Source organism: Sphingobium sp. C100, assembly GCF_000508185.1.
Taxonomy (GTDB): Bacteria; Pseudomonadota; Alphaproteobacteria; order Sphingomonadales; family Sphingomonadaceae; genus Sphingobium.
On the sequence record NZ_AYOY01000003.1, the window covers coordinates 1 to 15,440 of the forward strand.

General features: G+C 66.3%; 16 protein-coding genes. 10 read left to right on the forward strand and 6 right to left on the reverse strand.

Annotated elements, in window-relative coordinates:
- The 3 genes from C100_RS26350 to C100_RS26360 form a co-directional block, all read left to right on the forward strand.
- On the forward strand, positions 1-881 hold an 881-nt coding region (locus C100_RS26350), incomplete at its 5' end, for an MFS transporter (protein WP_024018005.1).
- Between the two features lie 12 nt (positions 882-893).
- On the forward strand, positions 894-2,081 hold the full coding sequence (locus tag C100_RS26355) for an SGNH/GDSL hydrolase family protein (protein ID WP_024018006.1): 1,188 nt from the start codon (positions 894-896) through the stop codon (positions 2,079-2,081).
- Between the two features lie 83 nt (positions 2,082-2,164).
- Positions 2,165-3,208, forward strand: coding sequence for a LacI family DNA-binding transcriptional regulator (locus C100_RS26360; protein ID WP_024018007.1), 1,044 nt, complete (start codon positions 2,165-2,167; stop codon positions 3,206-3,208).
- Between the two features lie 11 nt (positions 3,209-3,219).
- On the opposite strand, the gene C100_RS26365 is transcribed toward C100_RS26360, so the two are convergent.
- The 6 genes from C100_RS26365 to rhmD all read right to left on the reverse strand — a co-directional run bounded on the left by C100_RS26365 (position 3,220) and on the right by rhmD (position 8,885).
- A complete protein-coding gene (locus C100_RS26365) occupies positions 3,220-4,038 on the reverse strand; it encodes an alpha/beta hydrolase (protein ID WP_024018008.1) in 819 nt (272 codons plus the stop codon).
- Positions 4,038-5,102, reverse strand: coding sequence for an L-rhamnose/proton symporter RhaT (gene rhaT / locus C100_RS26370; RefSeq protein WP_024018009.1), 1,065 nt, complete (start codon positions 5,100-5,102; stop codon positions 4,038-4,040). Before rhaT ends, C100_RS26365 begins: the two co-directional genes overlap by 1 nt.
- Positions 5,099-6,001 (reverse strand): amidohydrolase family protein, encoded by a 903-nt coding sequence (locus C100_RS26375; protein ID WP_024018010.1) that lies wholly within the window; start codon positions 5,999-6,001, stop codon positions 5,099-5,101. Before C100_RS26375 ends, rhaT begins: the two co-directional genes overlap by 4 nt.
- Before the next feature lie 67 nt (positions 6,002-6,068).
- Complete coding sequence (locus tag C100_RS26380) at positions 6,069-6,821, reverse strand: SDR family NAD(P)-dependent oxidoreductase (RefSeq protein ID WP_024018011.1); 753 nt, start codon at positions 6,819-6,821, stop codon at positions 6,069-6,071.
- Positions 6,818-7,675, reverse strand: coding sequence for a fumarylacetoacetate hydrolase family protein (locus C100_RS26385; RefSeq protein ID WP_024018012.1), 858 nt, complete (start codon positions 7,673-7,675; stop codon positions 6,818-6,820). Before C100_RS26385 ends, C100_RS26380 begins: the two co-directional genes overlap by 4 nt.
- 25 nt (positions 7,676-7,700) lie before the next feature.
- A complete protein-coding gene (gene rhmD / locus C100_RS26390; protein ID WP_031308516.1) occupies positions 7,701-8,885 on the reverse strand; it encodes an L-rhamnonate dehydratase in 1,185 nt (394 codons plus the stop codon).
- Between the two features lie 191 nt (positions 8,886-9,076).
- Between rhmD and C100_RS26395 the strand changes: the two genes are divergently transcribed.
- The 7 genes from C100_RS26395 to C100_RS26425 all read left to right on the forward strand — a co-directional run bounded on the left by C100_RS26395 (position 9,077) and on the right by C100_RS26425 (position 15,318).
- Positions 9,077-9,919: an IclR family transcriptional regulator gene (locus tag C100_RS26395; RefSeq protein ID WP_031308518.1), complete on the forward strand. Its 843-nt coding sequence runs from the start codon at positions 9,077-9,079 to the stop codon at positions 9,917-9,919.
- A 16-nt stretch (positions 9,920-9,935) separates the two neighbouring features.
- On the forward strand, positions 9,936-10,700 hold the full coding sequence (locus C100_RS26400) for an SDR family NAD(P)-dependent oxidoreductase (protein ID WP_024018015.1): 765 nt from the start codon (positions 9,936-9,938) through the stop codon (positions 10,698-10,700).
- Between the two features lie 71 nt (positions 10,701-10,771).
- Positions 10,772-11,578 carry a rhamnogalacturonan acetylesterase gene (locus C100_RS26405; RefSeq protein ID WP_024018016.1) on the forward strand — a complete coding sequence of 269 codons (807 nt, stop codon included), beginning with the start codon at positions 10,772-10,774 and terminating at the stop codon, positions 11,576-11,578.
- Positions 11,579-11,580: 2 nt separating this feature from the next.
- The gene (locus C100_RS26410) at positions 11,581-12,564 is read left to right on the forward strand and encodes an alpha/beta hydrolase (protein WP_024018017.1); all 984 of its coding nucleotides are present in this window, start codon (positions 11,581-11,583) and stop codon (positions 12,562-12,564) included.
- On the forward strand, positions 12,561-13,316 hold the full coding sequence (locus C100_RS26415; RefSeq protein ID WP_024018018.1) for a (Fe-S)-binding protein: 756 nt from the start codon (positions 12,561-12,563) through the stop codon (positions 13,314-13,316). The genes C100_RS26410 and C100_RS26415 overlap by 4 nt, the downstream gene beginning before the upstream one ends.
- Positions 13,313-14,707 carry a lactate utilization protein B gene (locus C100_RS26420; RefSeq protein ID WP_024018019.1) on the forward strand — a complete coding sequence of 465 codons (1,395 nt, stop codon included), beginning with the start codon at positions 13,313-13,315 and terminating at the stop codon, positions 14,705-14,707. Before C100_RS26415 ends, C100_RS26420 begins: the two co-directional genes overlap by 4 nt.
- On the forward strand, positions 14,704-15,318 hold the full coding sequence (locus C100_RS26425; protein WP_024018020.1) for a LutC/YkgG family protein: 615 nt from the start codon (positions 14,704-14,706) through the stop codon (positions 15,316-15,318). The genes C100_RS26420 and C100_RS26425 overlap by 4 nt, the downstream gene beginning before the upstream one ends.
- Positions 15,319-15,440 lie beyond the last annotated feature (122 nt).

Below are 15,440 nucleotides of genomic sequence, written 5' to 3' on the forward strand. Positions count from 1 at the left end.
GCGCAGCGGCGGCGCAGGCCGGTGCGCGCGGCGCGGGTGGGCCGGGACAGGCTTTGAAGGCGCTCTACCGCAACCTGTTTTCCACCATGCGCATCCGCGCCTTCCGCCTGCATCTGGGCATGTATCTGGGCGGCTATATCAGCCAGGATATTTTCAATGCCGCCTTCACCTTCTTCGTGATTTTCGCGCTCGCCGGGTCCACCGCCATCGCATCGGGGCTGCTCGGCACCATGTATATCGTCCAGTTCTTGGCCGTTATCATCGCCATCAACCTGGCGCTGCGCGCATCGCCCAGCGCCGCCTATCAGATAGCGGCGGCCGCCTTCGCGGCGGGCGCTCTGACACTGGTCGGCCTCTGGGCCACGGGCCTGTCGGCGGGCAGCGCCATGATCTGGCTGCCGATCGCGCTGGCCGGGCTGGGACGCGGCGCGCTCAACTATATCCCTTGGGCGACCTACAATTATATGGCCGACGTGGACGAGATCGTAACCGGCCAGCGGCGCGAGGGCAGTTTCGCCGGCGTCATGACCTTCGTGCGCAAAGCGACGCAGGCGGCTGCGGTCGCGGGCGTGGGCTTCGTCATGCAGGCGGGCGGCTTCGTATCGGGCGCGCAGGTGCAAAGCGACGGCGCGATCGCCACCATCGCGCTGCTGCTGGGCGTCGGCACGGTGGCCTGTCTGTGCTTCGGCATCTTCGTCTCGACCCGCTTTCGCCTCAGCCCCCTGACCCACGACATATTGATGCGCGAGATCGAGCATCTGCGCGCGGGTGGGCGCACGCCCACGACGCCGGAAGCGGGCGCGATCGTCGAGGATCTGTCGGGCTGGCGCTATGACCGGCTGTGGGGCAATAATCCGGTGGCGGGCGCCGCCGGCCAATAGAGGGAGACAAGGATGCGGTACAAAATCCTGGGCGCGGCGCTGCTGCTCGCGCTCGCGACGACGCCGGTGCAGGCGCAAAGCTGGTCGCGCAGCTGGATGGCCGCTCCGCTCGTGTCGCGAACCCCGCCCGACAAGCGCCCCGACCTCACCGACCGCACGCTCCGGCAAGTGGTGCGCATCAGCAGCGGGGGCACGCGCCTCCGCCTGCGCCTGTCCAACGAAATGTCGATCCGGCCGCTGCTGCTGGGCGCCGTTCATGTGGCGCTGGCCGGGGAGAATGGAGAGACGCTGCCCGGCACCGACCATGTCGTCACCTTCAACCGCGCGCAGGGCGCGACCATCCCCGCCCGCGCCCCGCTGCTCAGCGATCCGGTCGCCATGTCGGTGAAGCCGCTCGCGCGCATCGCCATCAGCATCCATTTGCCCCAGGGCGCGCCCGACGCCACCATCCACAGCTATTCCGCCGCCACCGGCTGGACCGCGCCGGGCGACCAGACGGCGGCCACCCGCCTGTCCGATTCGACCACGCTCGGCCCGCGCGTCATCATTGCCGCCGTCGAGGTGGAGAATGAAAAGCCTGCCCGCACCATCGTCATGCTGGGCGATTCCATCACCGACGGCGTGCGCGCCACGCCCGACAGCAATCGCCGCTGGCCCGATCTGCTGGCTGAACGGCTGCAACAGGCCGGCCTGACGCGGACCGGCGTCGCCAATGCCGGCATCAGCGCCAACCGCCTCTTGTCGGAAGGCGACGGTTATAACGCCCTCGCCCGCTTCGACAGCGATGTGCTGGCCGTGCCGGGGGTCAGCCATGTCGTGATCCTGGAAGGCGTCAACGACCTGGGCGCCGCCGCGCGCGCGCAACAACCGATGCTGCCGCCCGAAACGATCATCGGCGCCTATCGCCAGATGATCGCCCGCGCCCATGACCGGGGGGTGAAGGTCATCCTCGCCACCATCCTGCCCTATAAGGGCGCAGGCTATTGGAGCGCAGCGGGCGAGGCCACGCGCATGGCCGTGAACGACTGGATTCGCGACAATGGCGAAGCGGACGGTTTCGTCGATCTGGCCCAGGCGATCGCCGACCCGGCCGATCCCGCGCGCATGGCAAAAGCCTATGATGCAGGTGACGCCTTGCACCCCAATGACGCGGGCTTCCGCGTCATGGCCGACGCTGTCGACCTCACCCTGTTCCAATGATCGCGGCGCGCGCGTCCCTGTCCGGCTGACCCGCCGATCGTCCCGGCTTTCCTTGGCGCAGAAAGCGGCTAAAGTCGGGCATCATGCACAAAGTCGACAAGAAGCCGCCCACGATCAAGGAAGTCGCAGCCCGCGCCGGCGTATCGGTGATGACCGCATCGCGCGCCGTCAACGGCAGGGCGCTGGTCAGCGCCAAGGCCCAGCGCGCGGTGGAGCAGGCGGTGGCCGACCTGGGCTACATCCCCAATGCGTCGGCCCGCGCGCTCGCCGGCAGCGCCGACCGGCGCGTGGCGCTGCTGCACAGCAACAGCACCACATCGGCTTATCTGGGCGAATTGCTGCTCGGCGCCCTCTCTGAAGCGCCGCTACGCCACCTGCATCTGGTGGTCGAACAATGCGCCCCCGGCGCCTTCGCCCAGGAAATCGTCGATCAGGTCGCGCAGGCGCATGTCGCGGGCGTCATCCTGCCGCCGCCGCTGTGCGACTGGCCCGAATTGCTGGAAAAGCTGCATGCCCGCGACATCGCCATGGTGGCGATCGCCCCGGACCAGGACAGCCCCGACATTTTGTCGGTCGGGACCGACGACCGGCACGCCGCCTATGATCTGACCCGCCATCTGATCGATCTTGGCCACCAACGGATCGGCTTCATCCAGGGTAATCCCCGCCACCGCGCCAGCGCCCGGCGGTTGCAGGGGTTTCGCGACTGCCTGGCCGACCGCGGCATCGAACTGGACGAACGATGGATCACGCCGGGCGATTTTTCCTACCGCTCGGGCCTCGACGCGGCGGATCAATTACTCAGCCTCGACACCCCGCCCAGCGCCATTTTCGCCTGCAATGACGACATGGCCGCCGCCGCGATCACCGTCGCCCATCAGCGCAGGATCAACGTGCCCGGCGAAATCAGCATCTGCGGCTTTGACGACACGCCGCTGGCCAGCGCGATCTGGCCCGCGCTTACCACCATCCGCCAACCGATCCGCGACATGAGCCGGGAGGCGATCGGCCTGCTGGCGATGCGGTTCCGCAATCTGGACGAAGGCGCGGCGGGGGTCATCGGCAAGGTGAAGCTCGACTATCAGCTCATCCGCCGCCAGTCCGACGCGGTGCCCGCACGGCACTGAGCGACTTCACGTCAGAGAAAATCCTGTTGCCGCAGCCAGGCCTCGCACAGGCGGGGCCACAACGACACCGGCAGGCCCGGCGTATCCAGCGCGAAACCATGCGGCGCGTCGGCGAAGACATGAAGCTCCGCGCTGCCGCCCGCAGCGACCAGCGCATCATGCAGGCGATGGCCATTTTCCACCGGCACGACCGGGTCATTGCCGGCATAGATGATGAAGGCCGGCGGCGGATCGGGCAAAAGCTGCGCGTCCGGCTGGAGCGCGTCGTACAGCGCCTGCTTTTCCAACGGCGGCAGCGGGGGCTTGTCGGGGATGATCGTTCGCCCCGCGGCATTGGTGGAAATGGGCGCATAGCCGACCACCAGTATATCGGGCCGTTGCGGCGCCATCGACCCCCATTGCGCCGGATAGTCCGCGATCAGGCAGGCGGCCAGATGCCCGCCCGACGACAGGCCGACCACCCCCAGCCCGTGCGCCGCCAGGCCGGACGCGCGGATCATCCGCATCGCTTCCATCGCGTCGTCGAGGGGCGCGGACGGGCCGGTCCCCGCATGGGGAAAGCGATGAAGGAGGACGTAGGCATGATAGCCCAGCGCGGTCAGCCAGCGCGCCACCTGCACACCCTCGCGCCCCGCCATTAACGCGGTATAGCCGCCCCCGCCCAGCACCAGCATGGCCCGGCCATTGGGACGATCGGGCGCATAGCCCAGCAGCACCGGCCGCTCCACGGCGGTCACGACCGCCGCTTCGGGCGCCGCCGCCGCATCCGCCAGCGTGAAGGCGCCCTCCGCCGCATCGCGCAACGGCCAGATCAGGTCCGCCCCCAGCATCAGGCGGCCAGCCTATTGCCATAGCCGATGATGAGCGTGGCGAAGATCAGCAGGCCGACCCCGCTCCACACCATGCGCCGCACGGCGGGCGCGGCGTCCTTCCACTCGCGGAAGGCAAAGCCCCAGCAGGTGCCGAAGATGATGATCGACGCCATGTGCAGCGTCCAGCTCGAAAAGCCGAAGCGGCCCATCTGGCTTTCGCCCATGGTGTAGAAGAAGAACTGGAAATACCAGGCCGTGCCGGCGAGCGCGCAGAGCAGGAAATTGGGCAGCAGCCTGGGCCGCTCACCGCTCGCATCCGCGCCGCCCAGCCATTGCCCCGCCGACCGGTTCCTGACGATCAGCCAGCCGCACCAGAGCGCATTGGTGATGAGGCCGCCGAACATGACGAGGCAGAGCGTGGGCAGGCCGGTCCACAAGGGGCCGGTGCCGGCGGCGGCGGAAATCGCCTTGACCGGCTCGCCCGCCGCCAGCCCGAAGGCGAAGCAGCTCGACATGATGCCGGAGAAGATGGCGACGGCGATGCCCTTCCTGAAATCGAATTCGGCCACGGCGGCCGCCTTCTGTTCGGGGCTGAGCGCCTCATCCTTCTTCGCCCCCGCGCGGGCTACGACGATGATCCCCGCCACGGTCACGGCCAGCCCCAGCAGGACGATCTGCCCGTGCGCCGTGCCGGCGATCTCCGTCATGAAGCTGCCGTCGAAAATCGGCGGGATCAGGGTGCCGAACACAGTGCACAGCCCCAGCACCACCGCCATGCCCAGCGACAGGCCGAGATAGCGCATGGTGAGGCCATAGGTCAGGCCGCCAAAGCCCCAGAGGAAGCCGAAGAAAACGCACCAGCCGACGACGGACGACGGCACCTGCGCCATCACCCCCATCAGATCTTCGGTCTGGATCGACGCGAAGAACCAGGGCGCGATCACCCAGGAAAAAATGCCGCCGGTCAGCCAGAAAATCTCCCAGTTCCAGCGTTTGACGCCGCGATAGGGGACATAGAAGCTCGCTGAGGCAAAGCCGCCCAGCCAGTGAAACAGCACGCCGAGCAGCGGATTGGGGATCATAGGGTCAGTCCCAGGCGATAGAGGCGGTTGGCATTGCCGGCGAACAAGGCGCGGCGGTCGGCTTCAGAAAAATCCGCGACGATGGCGTGATAGGCTTCCATGTAGCGGTCTACGGGTGCGAACAGCTTGTCGGTCGGCGTGTCGCTCGCGAAGGCGCAGCGTTCGACCCCGAACAGGTCGATCGTTTCAAGGATCAGAGGCGCGACAGTCTCGCGGCTCCAGTCGCGGCGGATGAAGCCCATGCCCGACAGCTTGACCGCGACATGGGGCAGTCGGCTGAGCGCCTTCATGCCCTTGCGCCAATCCTCCAGACCGTCCGCGTCGGTCAGCACCGGCATCCCCATATGATTGATGATGACCGCAATGTCGGGGTGCCGCGCGATCAGCGGCGCCAGCCCCGGCATCTGCCCCGGATAGCATTGCAGGTCGAAGGACAGGCCATGTTTCGCCAGCAAGCCATATCCCGCCTGCCATGCCGGATCGACGGTCAGGTCGGCGGGCGTATAGGTGCGCAACGCATCGGGATGCCAGTTGACGATCTGGCGAATGCCCTTGACCCGCTTATGGGCGGCCTGCGCCGCCAGCAGCGCATCGACATCGGGATCGTTGAGCGCGGCAAAGGCGACCAAGCCGGTGGGCAACCCCTCGATCGCGGCCAGCCCGTCCAGCCACTGCGTCTCGCGCACCGCGCTCTCCGCCGCCGCGCCGGCATCCACATGGACCGCGCCCATAACATTCCAGCGCGCCAGGTCCGCGCGATAGTCCGCCACGCCATAGTCCCGCGCGATCGCCGCGACGCTGCCGTTCGGCCCCTCGTCGGAAAAGGGCGGGCTGAGCCAGTCATAACGGATATGCTGCAAATCCCACAGATGGATATGGGCATCGACGAAGGGGATCATGGTCCTCTCCCGTGGAGAAAGCGGCGCGCCGGCTCTTGATCGGCCAGTCGCGCCGCGCGACTTGCGTTCAGAAAGTGGTGCGGCCGCCCGACGTGTCGAATGTCGACGCGGTGGTGAAGCTGCATTCCTCGCTCGCCATGAAGCAGACCATCGCGGCCGATTCGCTGATTTCGCCGAGGCGCCCCATGGGAATCTTCGAACGCATATAATCGACCTGACTCTGCGGCAGCTGGGCCAGGATCGGACTTTCGAAGGTGGCCGGCGTCAGCGCATTGGCGATGATGCCCTTGCCCGCCAGTTCCTTGCCCAGCGACTTGGTGAGTCCGATCACGCCCGCCTTGCTCGCCGAATAGGCGCTGGCGTTGGGATTGCCTTCCTTGCCCGCGACCGACGCCAGGTTGACGATGCGGCCATAGCCATTTTCCAGCATGAAGGGGACGATAGCACGGTTGCAGTAGAACAGGCCGTTGAGGTTGATGTCGATTACCTGCCGCCAGCTATCGAGCGGATATTCATGTACCGGCGCCGTAGCCCCGGTGATACCCGCCGAACAGACCAGCACATCGATGCGGACACCAAGCGCGTGGAAGCTTTCCTCGGCGGCCTTTTCGACGCCCGCCTGATCGGAAATGTCGAGTGCAACCGTATGTGTCGCCGCTACCTCCACCTTGGCTTCTGCCAGCTTTTCAGCGTTGAGGTCCCACAGGCATACCTCCCCACCTTCCGCAACGATGCGCTTGGCAACGGCCCGACCAAGGCCCGAAGCGCCACCGGTTATGATCGCGGTTTTCCCATAGAAGCGTCCCGCAAACACGCTCATCCCAGCACCTCGTCACCCAGATGGCGCCATTCCACGACATCCTGCTTCTGGGTGCCCAGCTTCGCGATGCCCAGCTCCATGACGTCGCCGGCCTTCAGATAGATGGCGTCGGGCTTTTTGCCCTCGCCCACCCCCGGCGGCGTGCCGGTGATCATCAGGTCGCCGGGATAGAGCGTGATATATTCGCTGACATAGGAAATCAGCTGGGCGACGTTGAAGATCATCGTCTTCGTGTTGCCGGTCTGCATCCGCTGCCCGTTGACGTCCAGATACATGTCGAGATCCTGGCAGTCGCCAACCTCGTCCGGCGTCACCAGCCAGGGGCCGACCGGGCAGAATGTGTCATGCCCCTTGCCCTTGGACCATTGGGTGCCGCGCTGCTTCTGGTTGAAACGTTCCGACACGTCATTGACCAGCACATAGCCGGCCACCCTGGACAGCGCATCCTCTTCGCTCACGAAGCGGCAGGTTTCGCCGATCACCACGCCCAGTTCGACTTCCCAGTCGCCATGAGTCGCGCCCTTGGGCAGCATCACGTCGTCATTGGGACCGTTCAGTGACGAAACCGCCTTCATGAACATCATCGGTTCGGTCGGGATCGGCAGGTTCGATTCAATCGCATGATCCTCATAGTTGAGACCGATCGCGACGATCTTGCCGATGCCCTTGACCGGCACGCCATAGCGCGGATCGCCCTCCACGACGGGCAGCGAAGCCACGTCCGCGCCCTTGGCGACGGCGAGGGTTTCGATCGTCAGTTCGGACACCACGCCCGACAGGTCGCGGATCTGGCCTTCGCTGTCGATGACACCGGGCTTTTCCTGGCCACGTTGGCCGAAACGGCAGAATTTCATGGGATCAGTCTCTCTTCTGGAAGGATCAATGGGTGTAGGGACGGTGCATCGCGATATCGCGGTTCAGTTCGACGCCAAAGCCCGGCGCATCGAGCGCGCCGACCTTCAGCCGGCCATTTTCGGGCACCGGCTCGCCGATCAGTTGCGGGTGGAACATCGGGACCACCTCGGTCGGCCCCGGATGCATCATCAGGAACTCGGCAAAGGGCGAATTGTGGCGGGTGATGACGAAATGATAGGAATAGACCGATGATCCGTGCGGCACGACCATCTTGCCATGGGCGTCGGCCAGCGCGCTGATCTTCAAAAGTTCAGTGACGCCGCCGCACCAGCCGACATCGGGCTGGATGATGTCGCAACAGTCCATCTCCATCAACATGCGGAAGCCCCAGCGGGTCGCCTCATGCTCGCCGGTCGTCACCAACATGCCCTTGGGCACGTTGCGCTTGAGCTGCTGATAGCCCCAATAATCGTCGGGGCTGATCGCTTCCTCGATCCATTTGAGGCCATGCTCGTGCGCCGCGATGGCCAGGCGCGTCGCATAATCGACGTCCAGCGCCATCCAGCAATCCCACATCAGCCAGAAATCGTCGCCGACCCTGGCCCGCATGTCGGCCAGTTCGGCGATATTCTTTTTCAGGCCTTCGATCCCCTCGGCCGGGCCGTGGTGCAACGGCATCTTGCCGCCGATGAAGCCGAATTCCTTCGCCTTGTCGGGTCGCGCGCCAGTGGCGTAAAATTGCAGTTCGTCGCGCACCGCGCCACCCAGCAGATGATAGACCGGCTCCTGCCGCAGCTTGCCCAGCAAATCCCACAGCGCCAGGTCGACGCCGGAAATCGCGTTCACCACCAGCCCCTTGCGCCCATAATATTGGGTCGAAAAATACATCTGGTCCCAGATTTTCTCGTAATCCGTGGGCGCGCGCCCTTCCAGGAAGCGGGCCAGATGCTTTTCCACGATATAGGCGGCCGGTTCGCCGCCAGTGGTGACGGCGAAACCGACCGTGCCGTCCTCCGCCTCGATCTCCACCACCAGCGTGCCCAGCACGTTGATGCCGAAGCTTTGGCGCGACTGGCGATATTCGGGATAGCGCGACATGGGCGTGGCGATATGATCGTCGATCCAATGGCCTTCGCCCTGGTCATGATAGTCGGCGCCGCCCCCGCGCACGGTGAAAGCCCGGACATGTTTGATCTTCGGCAAGGTCACGATCGGCACGCACTCACTCCTTGAGCCTGTCCGCTGGTCCAATTTATGGGAAACAGCGGCAATCAGTTTCACTATATGATCAAATTCGCATTTTGCTGGGCGATGCCGGAGGGTTGGCGCGATCGAGAAGAATCATGTCAGCCCCTCCTTCACCCTTGTATTTCTCATTTTGTGGGATAGAGTATTATTAGATGAGACAGAATAGGTCAAATCCAGAATCAGGGGATCGAAAGGAAATGGCCGAGGTCGAATCGCCCAAGGCGTCGGGGTCGCAAACCCTGCAACGGGGGCTGGACCTGCTGGACCAGGTGATTGACGGGCCGATCAAGCTCGCCGACCTGTCGGAACGCATGGGCCTGACACGATCGACCACGCACCGCCTCGCCAATGCGTTGGTGGAGCGCGGCTTCCTGACCTTCCTGCCGCGTGAGGGCTATCAGCTTGGCCCCAAGCTGCTGCAACTCGGCTTCCTTGCGCAGAGCCAGGCCGACGTGGTGCAGATCGCCCGGCCGCATCTGGAGGCGCTGGCCGCCGCCAGCGAGGATGTGGTGCATCTGGGGCGGCTCGACGGCGAACAGGCGCTCTATCTCGACAAGATACCGGGCCGCCGCCGCGTCGAAATCTCCAGCCGCATCGGCGACCGCCATCCGCTGACATCGACCGGCCTTGGCAAGGCGCTGCTGCTCGACGATCCCGAAGCGCACTGGCGCCGCCTGTTCGACGCCGATCAGGCCACCGGCACCCATCCCATCGCCTATGACATATGGCTGGAGCGGATGCGCGCCTATGCGGCGGCGGGCCGGGCCTTCGACCTGGAGGAAAATGAGGATCAGATACGCTGCGTCGCCGCGCCCATCCGCGATGCCTCGGGCGCGATCGTCGCCGCGATCAGCCTGTCGAGCGCCGCCCAATATATGGACGACGAACGCATGGACGCCCTGAGCGCGCAGGTCCGCGACACCGGGCACAGGATCAGCGCCGATCTGGGCTGGACCCCCGGCGCCAAATCTCCCCGCCGCCCCGTGCGGCGCTAATCGCAAGGAAGCTCCCATGAAGTTGCTCGAAGGCAAGACCGTCCTCGTCACCGGCGCATCGACCGGCATCGGCCGCGCCGCCGCCATCGGCGCTGCCCGGCATGGCGCCGACGTCGCCATCAACTATGCCCATAGCGACGGTCCCGCCGCCAGCTGCGTGGCGGAGATCGAGGCGATCGGCCAGCGCGCCATCGCGGTGAAGGGCGACGTCGCCGATCCCCAGACCGCACAGGATTTCGTCGCCAGGGCCGTGGACGCCTTCGGCAAGGTCGACGTGATGGTCAGCAATGCGGGCATCTGCCCCTTTCACGCCTTCCTCGACATGCCGGTCGACGTGGTGGAACGCACGTTCAAGGTGAACCTGCACGGCGCCTATTTCATGGTGCAGGCCGCCGCGCAGCAGATGGTGAAACAAGGGCATGGCGGGTCGATCGTCGCCGTCTCCTCCATCTCCGCGCTGGTCGGCGGCGAATATCAGACCCATTACACCCCGACCAAGGCGGGCGTGCATTCGCTGATGCAATCGACCGCCATCGCACTGGGCAAACATGGCATCCGCTGCAACAGCGTGCTGCCCGGCACCATCCTGACGGAGATCAACAAGGATGACCTCGCCGACGCAGAAAAGCGCGAATATATGGAGGCCCGCACCCCGCTCGGCCGCCTTGGGGCGCCGGAGGATCTGGCCGGCCCCATCGTCTTCCTCGCCTCCGACATGGCCGCCTATGTGACGGGCGCGGCGCTGCTGGTCGATGGCGGCATGTATGTGAACCTGCAATAACAACCCAACCCTGCGCCCGTCATCCCCGCGCAGGCAGGGATGACGGACGCAGGAAAAAGGAAATCGCCCCCATGCGGATCGCCCCGAAAATCGCCGCCGCCCTTGCCGCCCTGCTCGCGCCGCTTCCCGCCCATGCGACGCATCCCGGCGACACGATCCTGATCGCGGGCGATTCCACCGCATCGACCTACAAGGGCGATCGCTATCCGCAGACCGGCTGGGGCCAGATGCTGCAATGCGGCCTCGCTCCGGACGTCCGGGTCATCAACCACGCCATGGGCGGCCGCTCCACCCGCACCTTCCTGTCCGAAGGGCGGTGGGAGGATCTGTTGACCGACATGCTGCCCGGCGATACGGTGCTGATCCAGTTCGGCCATAATGACGCCAGCCGCAACAAGCTTCAACGCTGGGCGCCCGCGCGCACCGATTATCGCGACAATCTGCTGCGCTTCATCTGGGATGTGCGCACGGCGGGCGGCATCCCCGTGCTGCTGACGCCCGTCGCCCGCCGCAGCTTCGGCGCGGATGGCAAGGCGCAGGCGGACTTCGCCGCCTATAGCGCCGTGGTCCGCGACCTGGCCGCCAGCACGCACGCGCCGCTGATCGACCTTGAGGCGCTTTCGCGCGCCTGGGTGGACCGCGCGGGACCGGAAGCGTCAAAGGCCTATTATCTCCACTACAAGCCACAGGACAATGCGCCGGCTTTCCCGCGGGGGATCGACGACGACACTCATTTCAGCGAACTGGGCGCGCGGCAGGTTGCCAATCTGGTGGCGGGCGCGCTCAAGGCGTTGAACCTCCCCATCTCCGCCAAGGTGCTCGGGCAGCGCCAGGCCCTCACCCGCGCCACGCCACTCGGACGCGCGGCGTGCCAATGACCATGCCCGTTTCGATGTTCGACCGCCGCACGATCATGGCCGGCATGGCCGTCAGCGCCGCGCTCGCCCCGGCCGCGATGGCGCAGAGCTTCCCCTTGCCCTCCGGCTTCACCCGCTTCCCGATCTGGCCCGGCAAGGCGCCGGGAAGCGCGGGCGTGACGGTGCAGGAAGTCGAAACGCTCCGCCGCCCCGACAGCGGCCCGGACGACGGCGTCTTCGCCCATATCGTCACCCCCACCCTCACCATGCTGCGGCCCGAAGCCGTCGGCGCGCGGCCCAATGGCGCGGCGATGCTGCTGATCCCCGGCGGCGGCTACAGCCGTGTCGCGATCGGCCATGAAGGCTATGCCATCGCCCGTCGCTTCGCGCAGGCAGGCTATATCTGTTTCATCCTGCTCTATCGCTTGCCGGGCGACGGCTGGGGGGCGGGACCACAAGCGCCCTTGCAGGACGCGCAGCGCGCGCTGCGGCAGGTTCACGCGCGGGCGCAACAGGACCAGTTCGACGCCGACCGCATCGCCGTCATGGGCTTTTCCGCCGGCGGCCACCTCGCAGCCTGGCTGACCAGCCGCGCGCCGGTGGAAAGCTACCCGCCCATGGACGCCGTCGATCGCCAGCCGGTCCGCGCCGCGCTCGCCGCCTATCTCTATCCGGTGATCCAGATGGAGGGGCCGTTCGTCCATGCCGGGTCGCGCGCCCAGTTGCTGGGCGCCGATCCCTCGCCCGACCAGATGCGCGCCTATTCGCTCGACCGGCAGGTCGGCGCGGACACGCCGCCCGTGTTCCTGGCCCATGCGCTGGACGACCGGGCCGTGCCCCCGGAAAACAGCCTGGCCATGCTGGCGGCGCTGCGGGCGAAGGGCATTGCGGTGGAATGCCATTTGTTCGAAAATGGCGGCCATGGCTTTGGCCTCGTCCCCGAACCCGCAGCGCCGGCCCACTGGCCCGACCTCTTTCTCTCCTTCGCGAAGCGCCACCTCTCATGACCCGCAAAGTCGCCCTCTTCGTCACGTGCCTGGTCGATGTCATGCGCCCGCGCATCGGCTTTGCCGCCATCCGCGCGCTGGAGGCGGCGGGCTGCGACGTCATCGTGCCGCAGGGCCAGACCTGTTGCGGCCAGCCCGCGCTCAACAGCGGCGACCGCGACCATGCGGCCGCGCTCGCCCGGCAGACGATCGAAGCGCTCGAACCCTATGACGCGATCGTCGTCCCTTCCGGCTCCTGCGCGGGCACGATCCGCTGCCATTATCCCGAAATCTTCGAACAGGACGCGGCATGGCGCCCGCGCGCCCAGGCGGTCGCCGCCAAAACCTTCGAGGTCATGGCCTATCTCGACGACGTGCTGGGCTGGAAACCGCAAGGCGTCAGCCTCGACGCCAGCGCCGCCTATCATGACAGTTGCTCGGGGCTTCGCGAACTGGGCATCAAGGCGCAGCCGCGCCGCCTGCTCGGGAATATCGACGGCCTTGCCCTCGTCCCGCTCGCGGGCGAGGAAACATGCTGCGGTTTTGGCGGCACTTTCTGCGTCAAATATCCCGCCATCTCGAACGCCATCGTCGGGGAAAAGGCGGACGCCATCGACGCCAGCGGCGCCGACCTGCTGCTGGCCGGCGATCTGGGCTGCCTCATGAACATGGCGGGCAAGCTTCATCGCAACGGCTCCAGAGTCCGCGCCTATCACGCCATCGAACTGATCGCCGGCATGGGCGATGGCCCCGCCATCGGGGAAGAGCCATGAGCCGCTTTACCGATCGCACCGACGCCGCGCTGGCCGATCCCCTGTTGAAGGTCGCGGTCGAACGCACCGCCGGCACCGCCGAGGCGAAGCGCAGCGCCGCGGTCGACGCCTTCCCCAATTTCGACGCCGCCCGGACCCGCGCCGCCGCGATCAAGGATCATGTGATTGCCCATCTCGGCGCCTATCTCGAACTGTTCGAGGCGAACGCCGTCGCGGCTGGCGCGCACGTCCATTGGGCCAGCACCGCCGACGAAGCCTGCCGCATCGTCATCACCCTCTGCAAGGCGGCGGGCGCCAAAAGCGTCGCCCGCTCCAAATCGATGCTGGGCGAGGAAATCGGCCTGCCCCATGCGCTGGCGCAAGCCGGGATCGAGCGGGTCGAAACCGACCTTGCCGAACATATCATCCAGTTGGCGGACGAACGACCTTCGCACATCATCTGGCCCGCCATGCACAAGACGCGCGAGCAGGTATCGGCGCTGTTCAAGGCGAAGCACCGCACTCCCCATGAAGAAGAAACCATCGCCGCCATGGCGGAAAGCGCCCGGCGCGAACTGCGCGCGCGGATGCTGGGCGCGGATGTCGGCATATCGGGCGCGAACTTCCTGATCGCGGACAGCGGCGCGGTCTGCACCGTCACCAATGAAGGCAATGCCGAACTGTCGCTGGTGCCGCCGCGCGTCCATATCGTGACGGCGGGGATCGAAAAGATCGTGCCCTCCATGCCCCACGCCATCCACATGCTGCGGCTGCTGGCACGCTCGGCCACCGGCGCCGCGCTCACCCAATATACGACCTTCTACACCGGCCCCAAACGTCCCGGCGACCGCGACGGGCCGGAAGAGATGCATATCGTCCTGGTGGACAATGGCCGTACGAAAATGCGGGAGGAAGGGCTGGCCGAAATGCTGCGCTGCATCCGCTGCGGCGCGTGCATGAACCACTGCGTCGTCTTTCGCCAGATTGGCGGCCATGCCTATGGCGGCACCTATCCGGGGCCGATGGGATCGGTGCTCACCCCCGCAATGGACGGCCTGCCCGACAATCGCGACCTCGTCCATGCCTGCACCCTCAACGGCAAGTGCCAGGAAGTCTGTCCCGTCCGCATTCCCCTCCCCACCCTGCTCAAGGGATGGCGCGAAAAAAGCTGGCGCGAAGGGCTGGAGCCGACCTCGATGCGCTTTGGCCTCGCCCTTTGGACGTGGGTCGCCCGCCGCCCCGCCCTCTATCGTCTGGGCACCGGCATCGCCGTGCGCGCGATGCGCCTGCTCGGCCGCCGGGGGTGGATCGACCGGCTCCCGCTCGCGGGTGGCTGGACCCGCCATCGCGCCATGCCCCGGCCCGCGGCGCGAACCTTCATGGATCAATATCGGCAGGAGCGCCGCAAATGAACGCCCGCGCCGCGATCCTGTCCCGCCTCCAAAGCACCGCGCCCGGCGATAGGGAGGCGGAGGCCGCCGCCCTGCTGATCGCCCCCGAACGGCCGGCGGTGGATAGGGACGCGCTGGAGGCCGAATTCCTCGCCCGCCTCGCTTTGCCCAGCGTCAATGCCAGCCATGACGCCATCGACGCCATCGCCGATCTGCCGGGCGCGATCGCCCGCTATCTGGCGGCGCAGGGCGAAGCGCCCGCTCTTTGCCTGCCGCCTGACCCCCGCCTCATGGCGTGCGACTGGAGCGGCTTTGCCCTGCATGACAGCGCCGCGCCCGACGAAGCGGCGACGCTCGCCATCGCGCGCAAGGCTATCGCCGAAACCGGATCGCTGATCTTCGAAACCGGGCCGTTCGCCCCGATGCTGCCCAATTTCCTCGCGCTCCACCATATCGTGCTGCTGGCGGTGCGGGATATTGCCGCCCATCTGGAGGACGCCCCGCTGCCCGGCGCGCAGCCCCGCGCCCATTACTGGATCACGGGCGTTTCGGGCACTACCGACATAGAGGGCACCTATGTCCGTGGCGCCCATGGTCCGCGTTTCCTGCATGTCGTTCTGCTGCGCCAATAATGACCGCATGTTAGAACTTCATTCCACATTACGGGAATAGGGGCTTAACTTCGTGGGATCGGATGCTATAAGCAAGCCAAAATCCCCGAAGGAGATTCCTGTGTTCGAGAAGACCTATCACG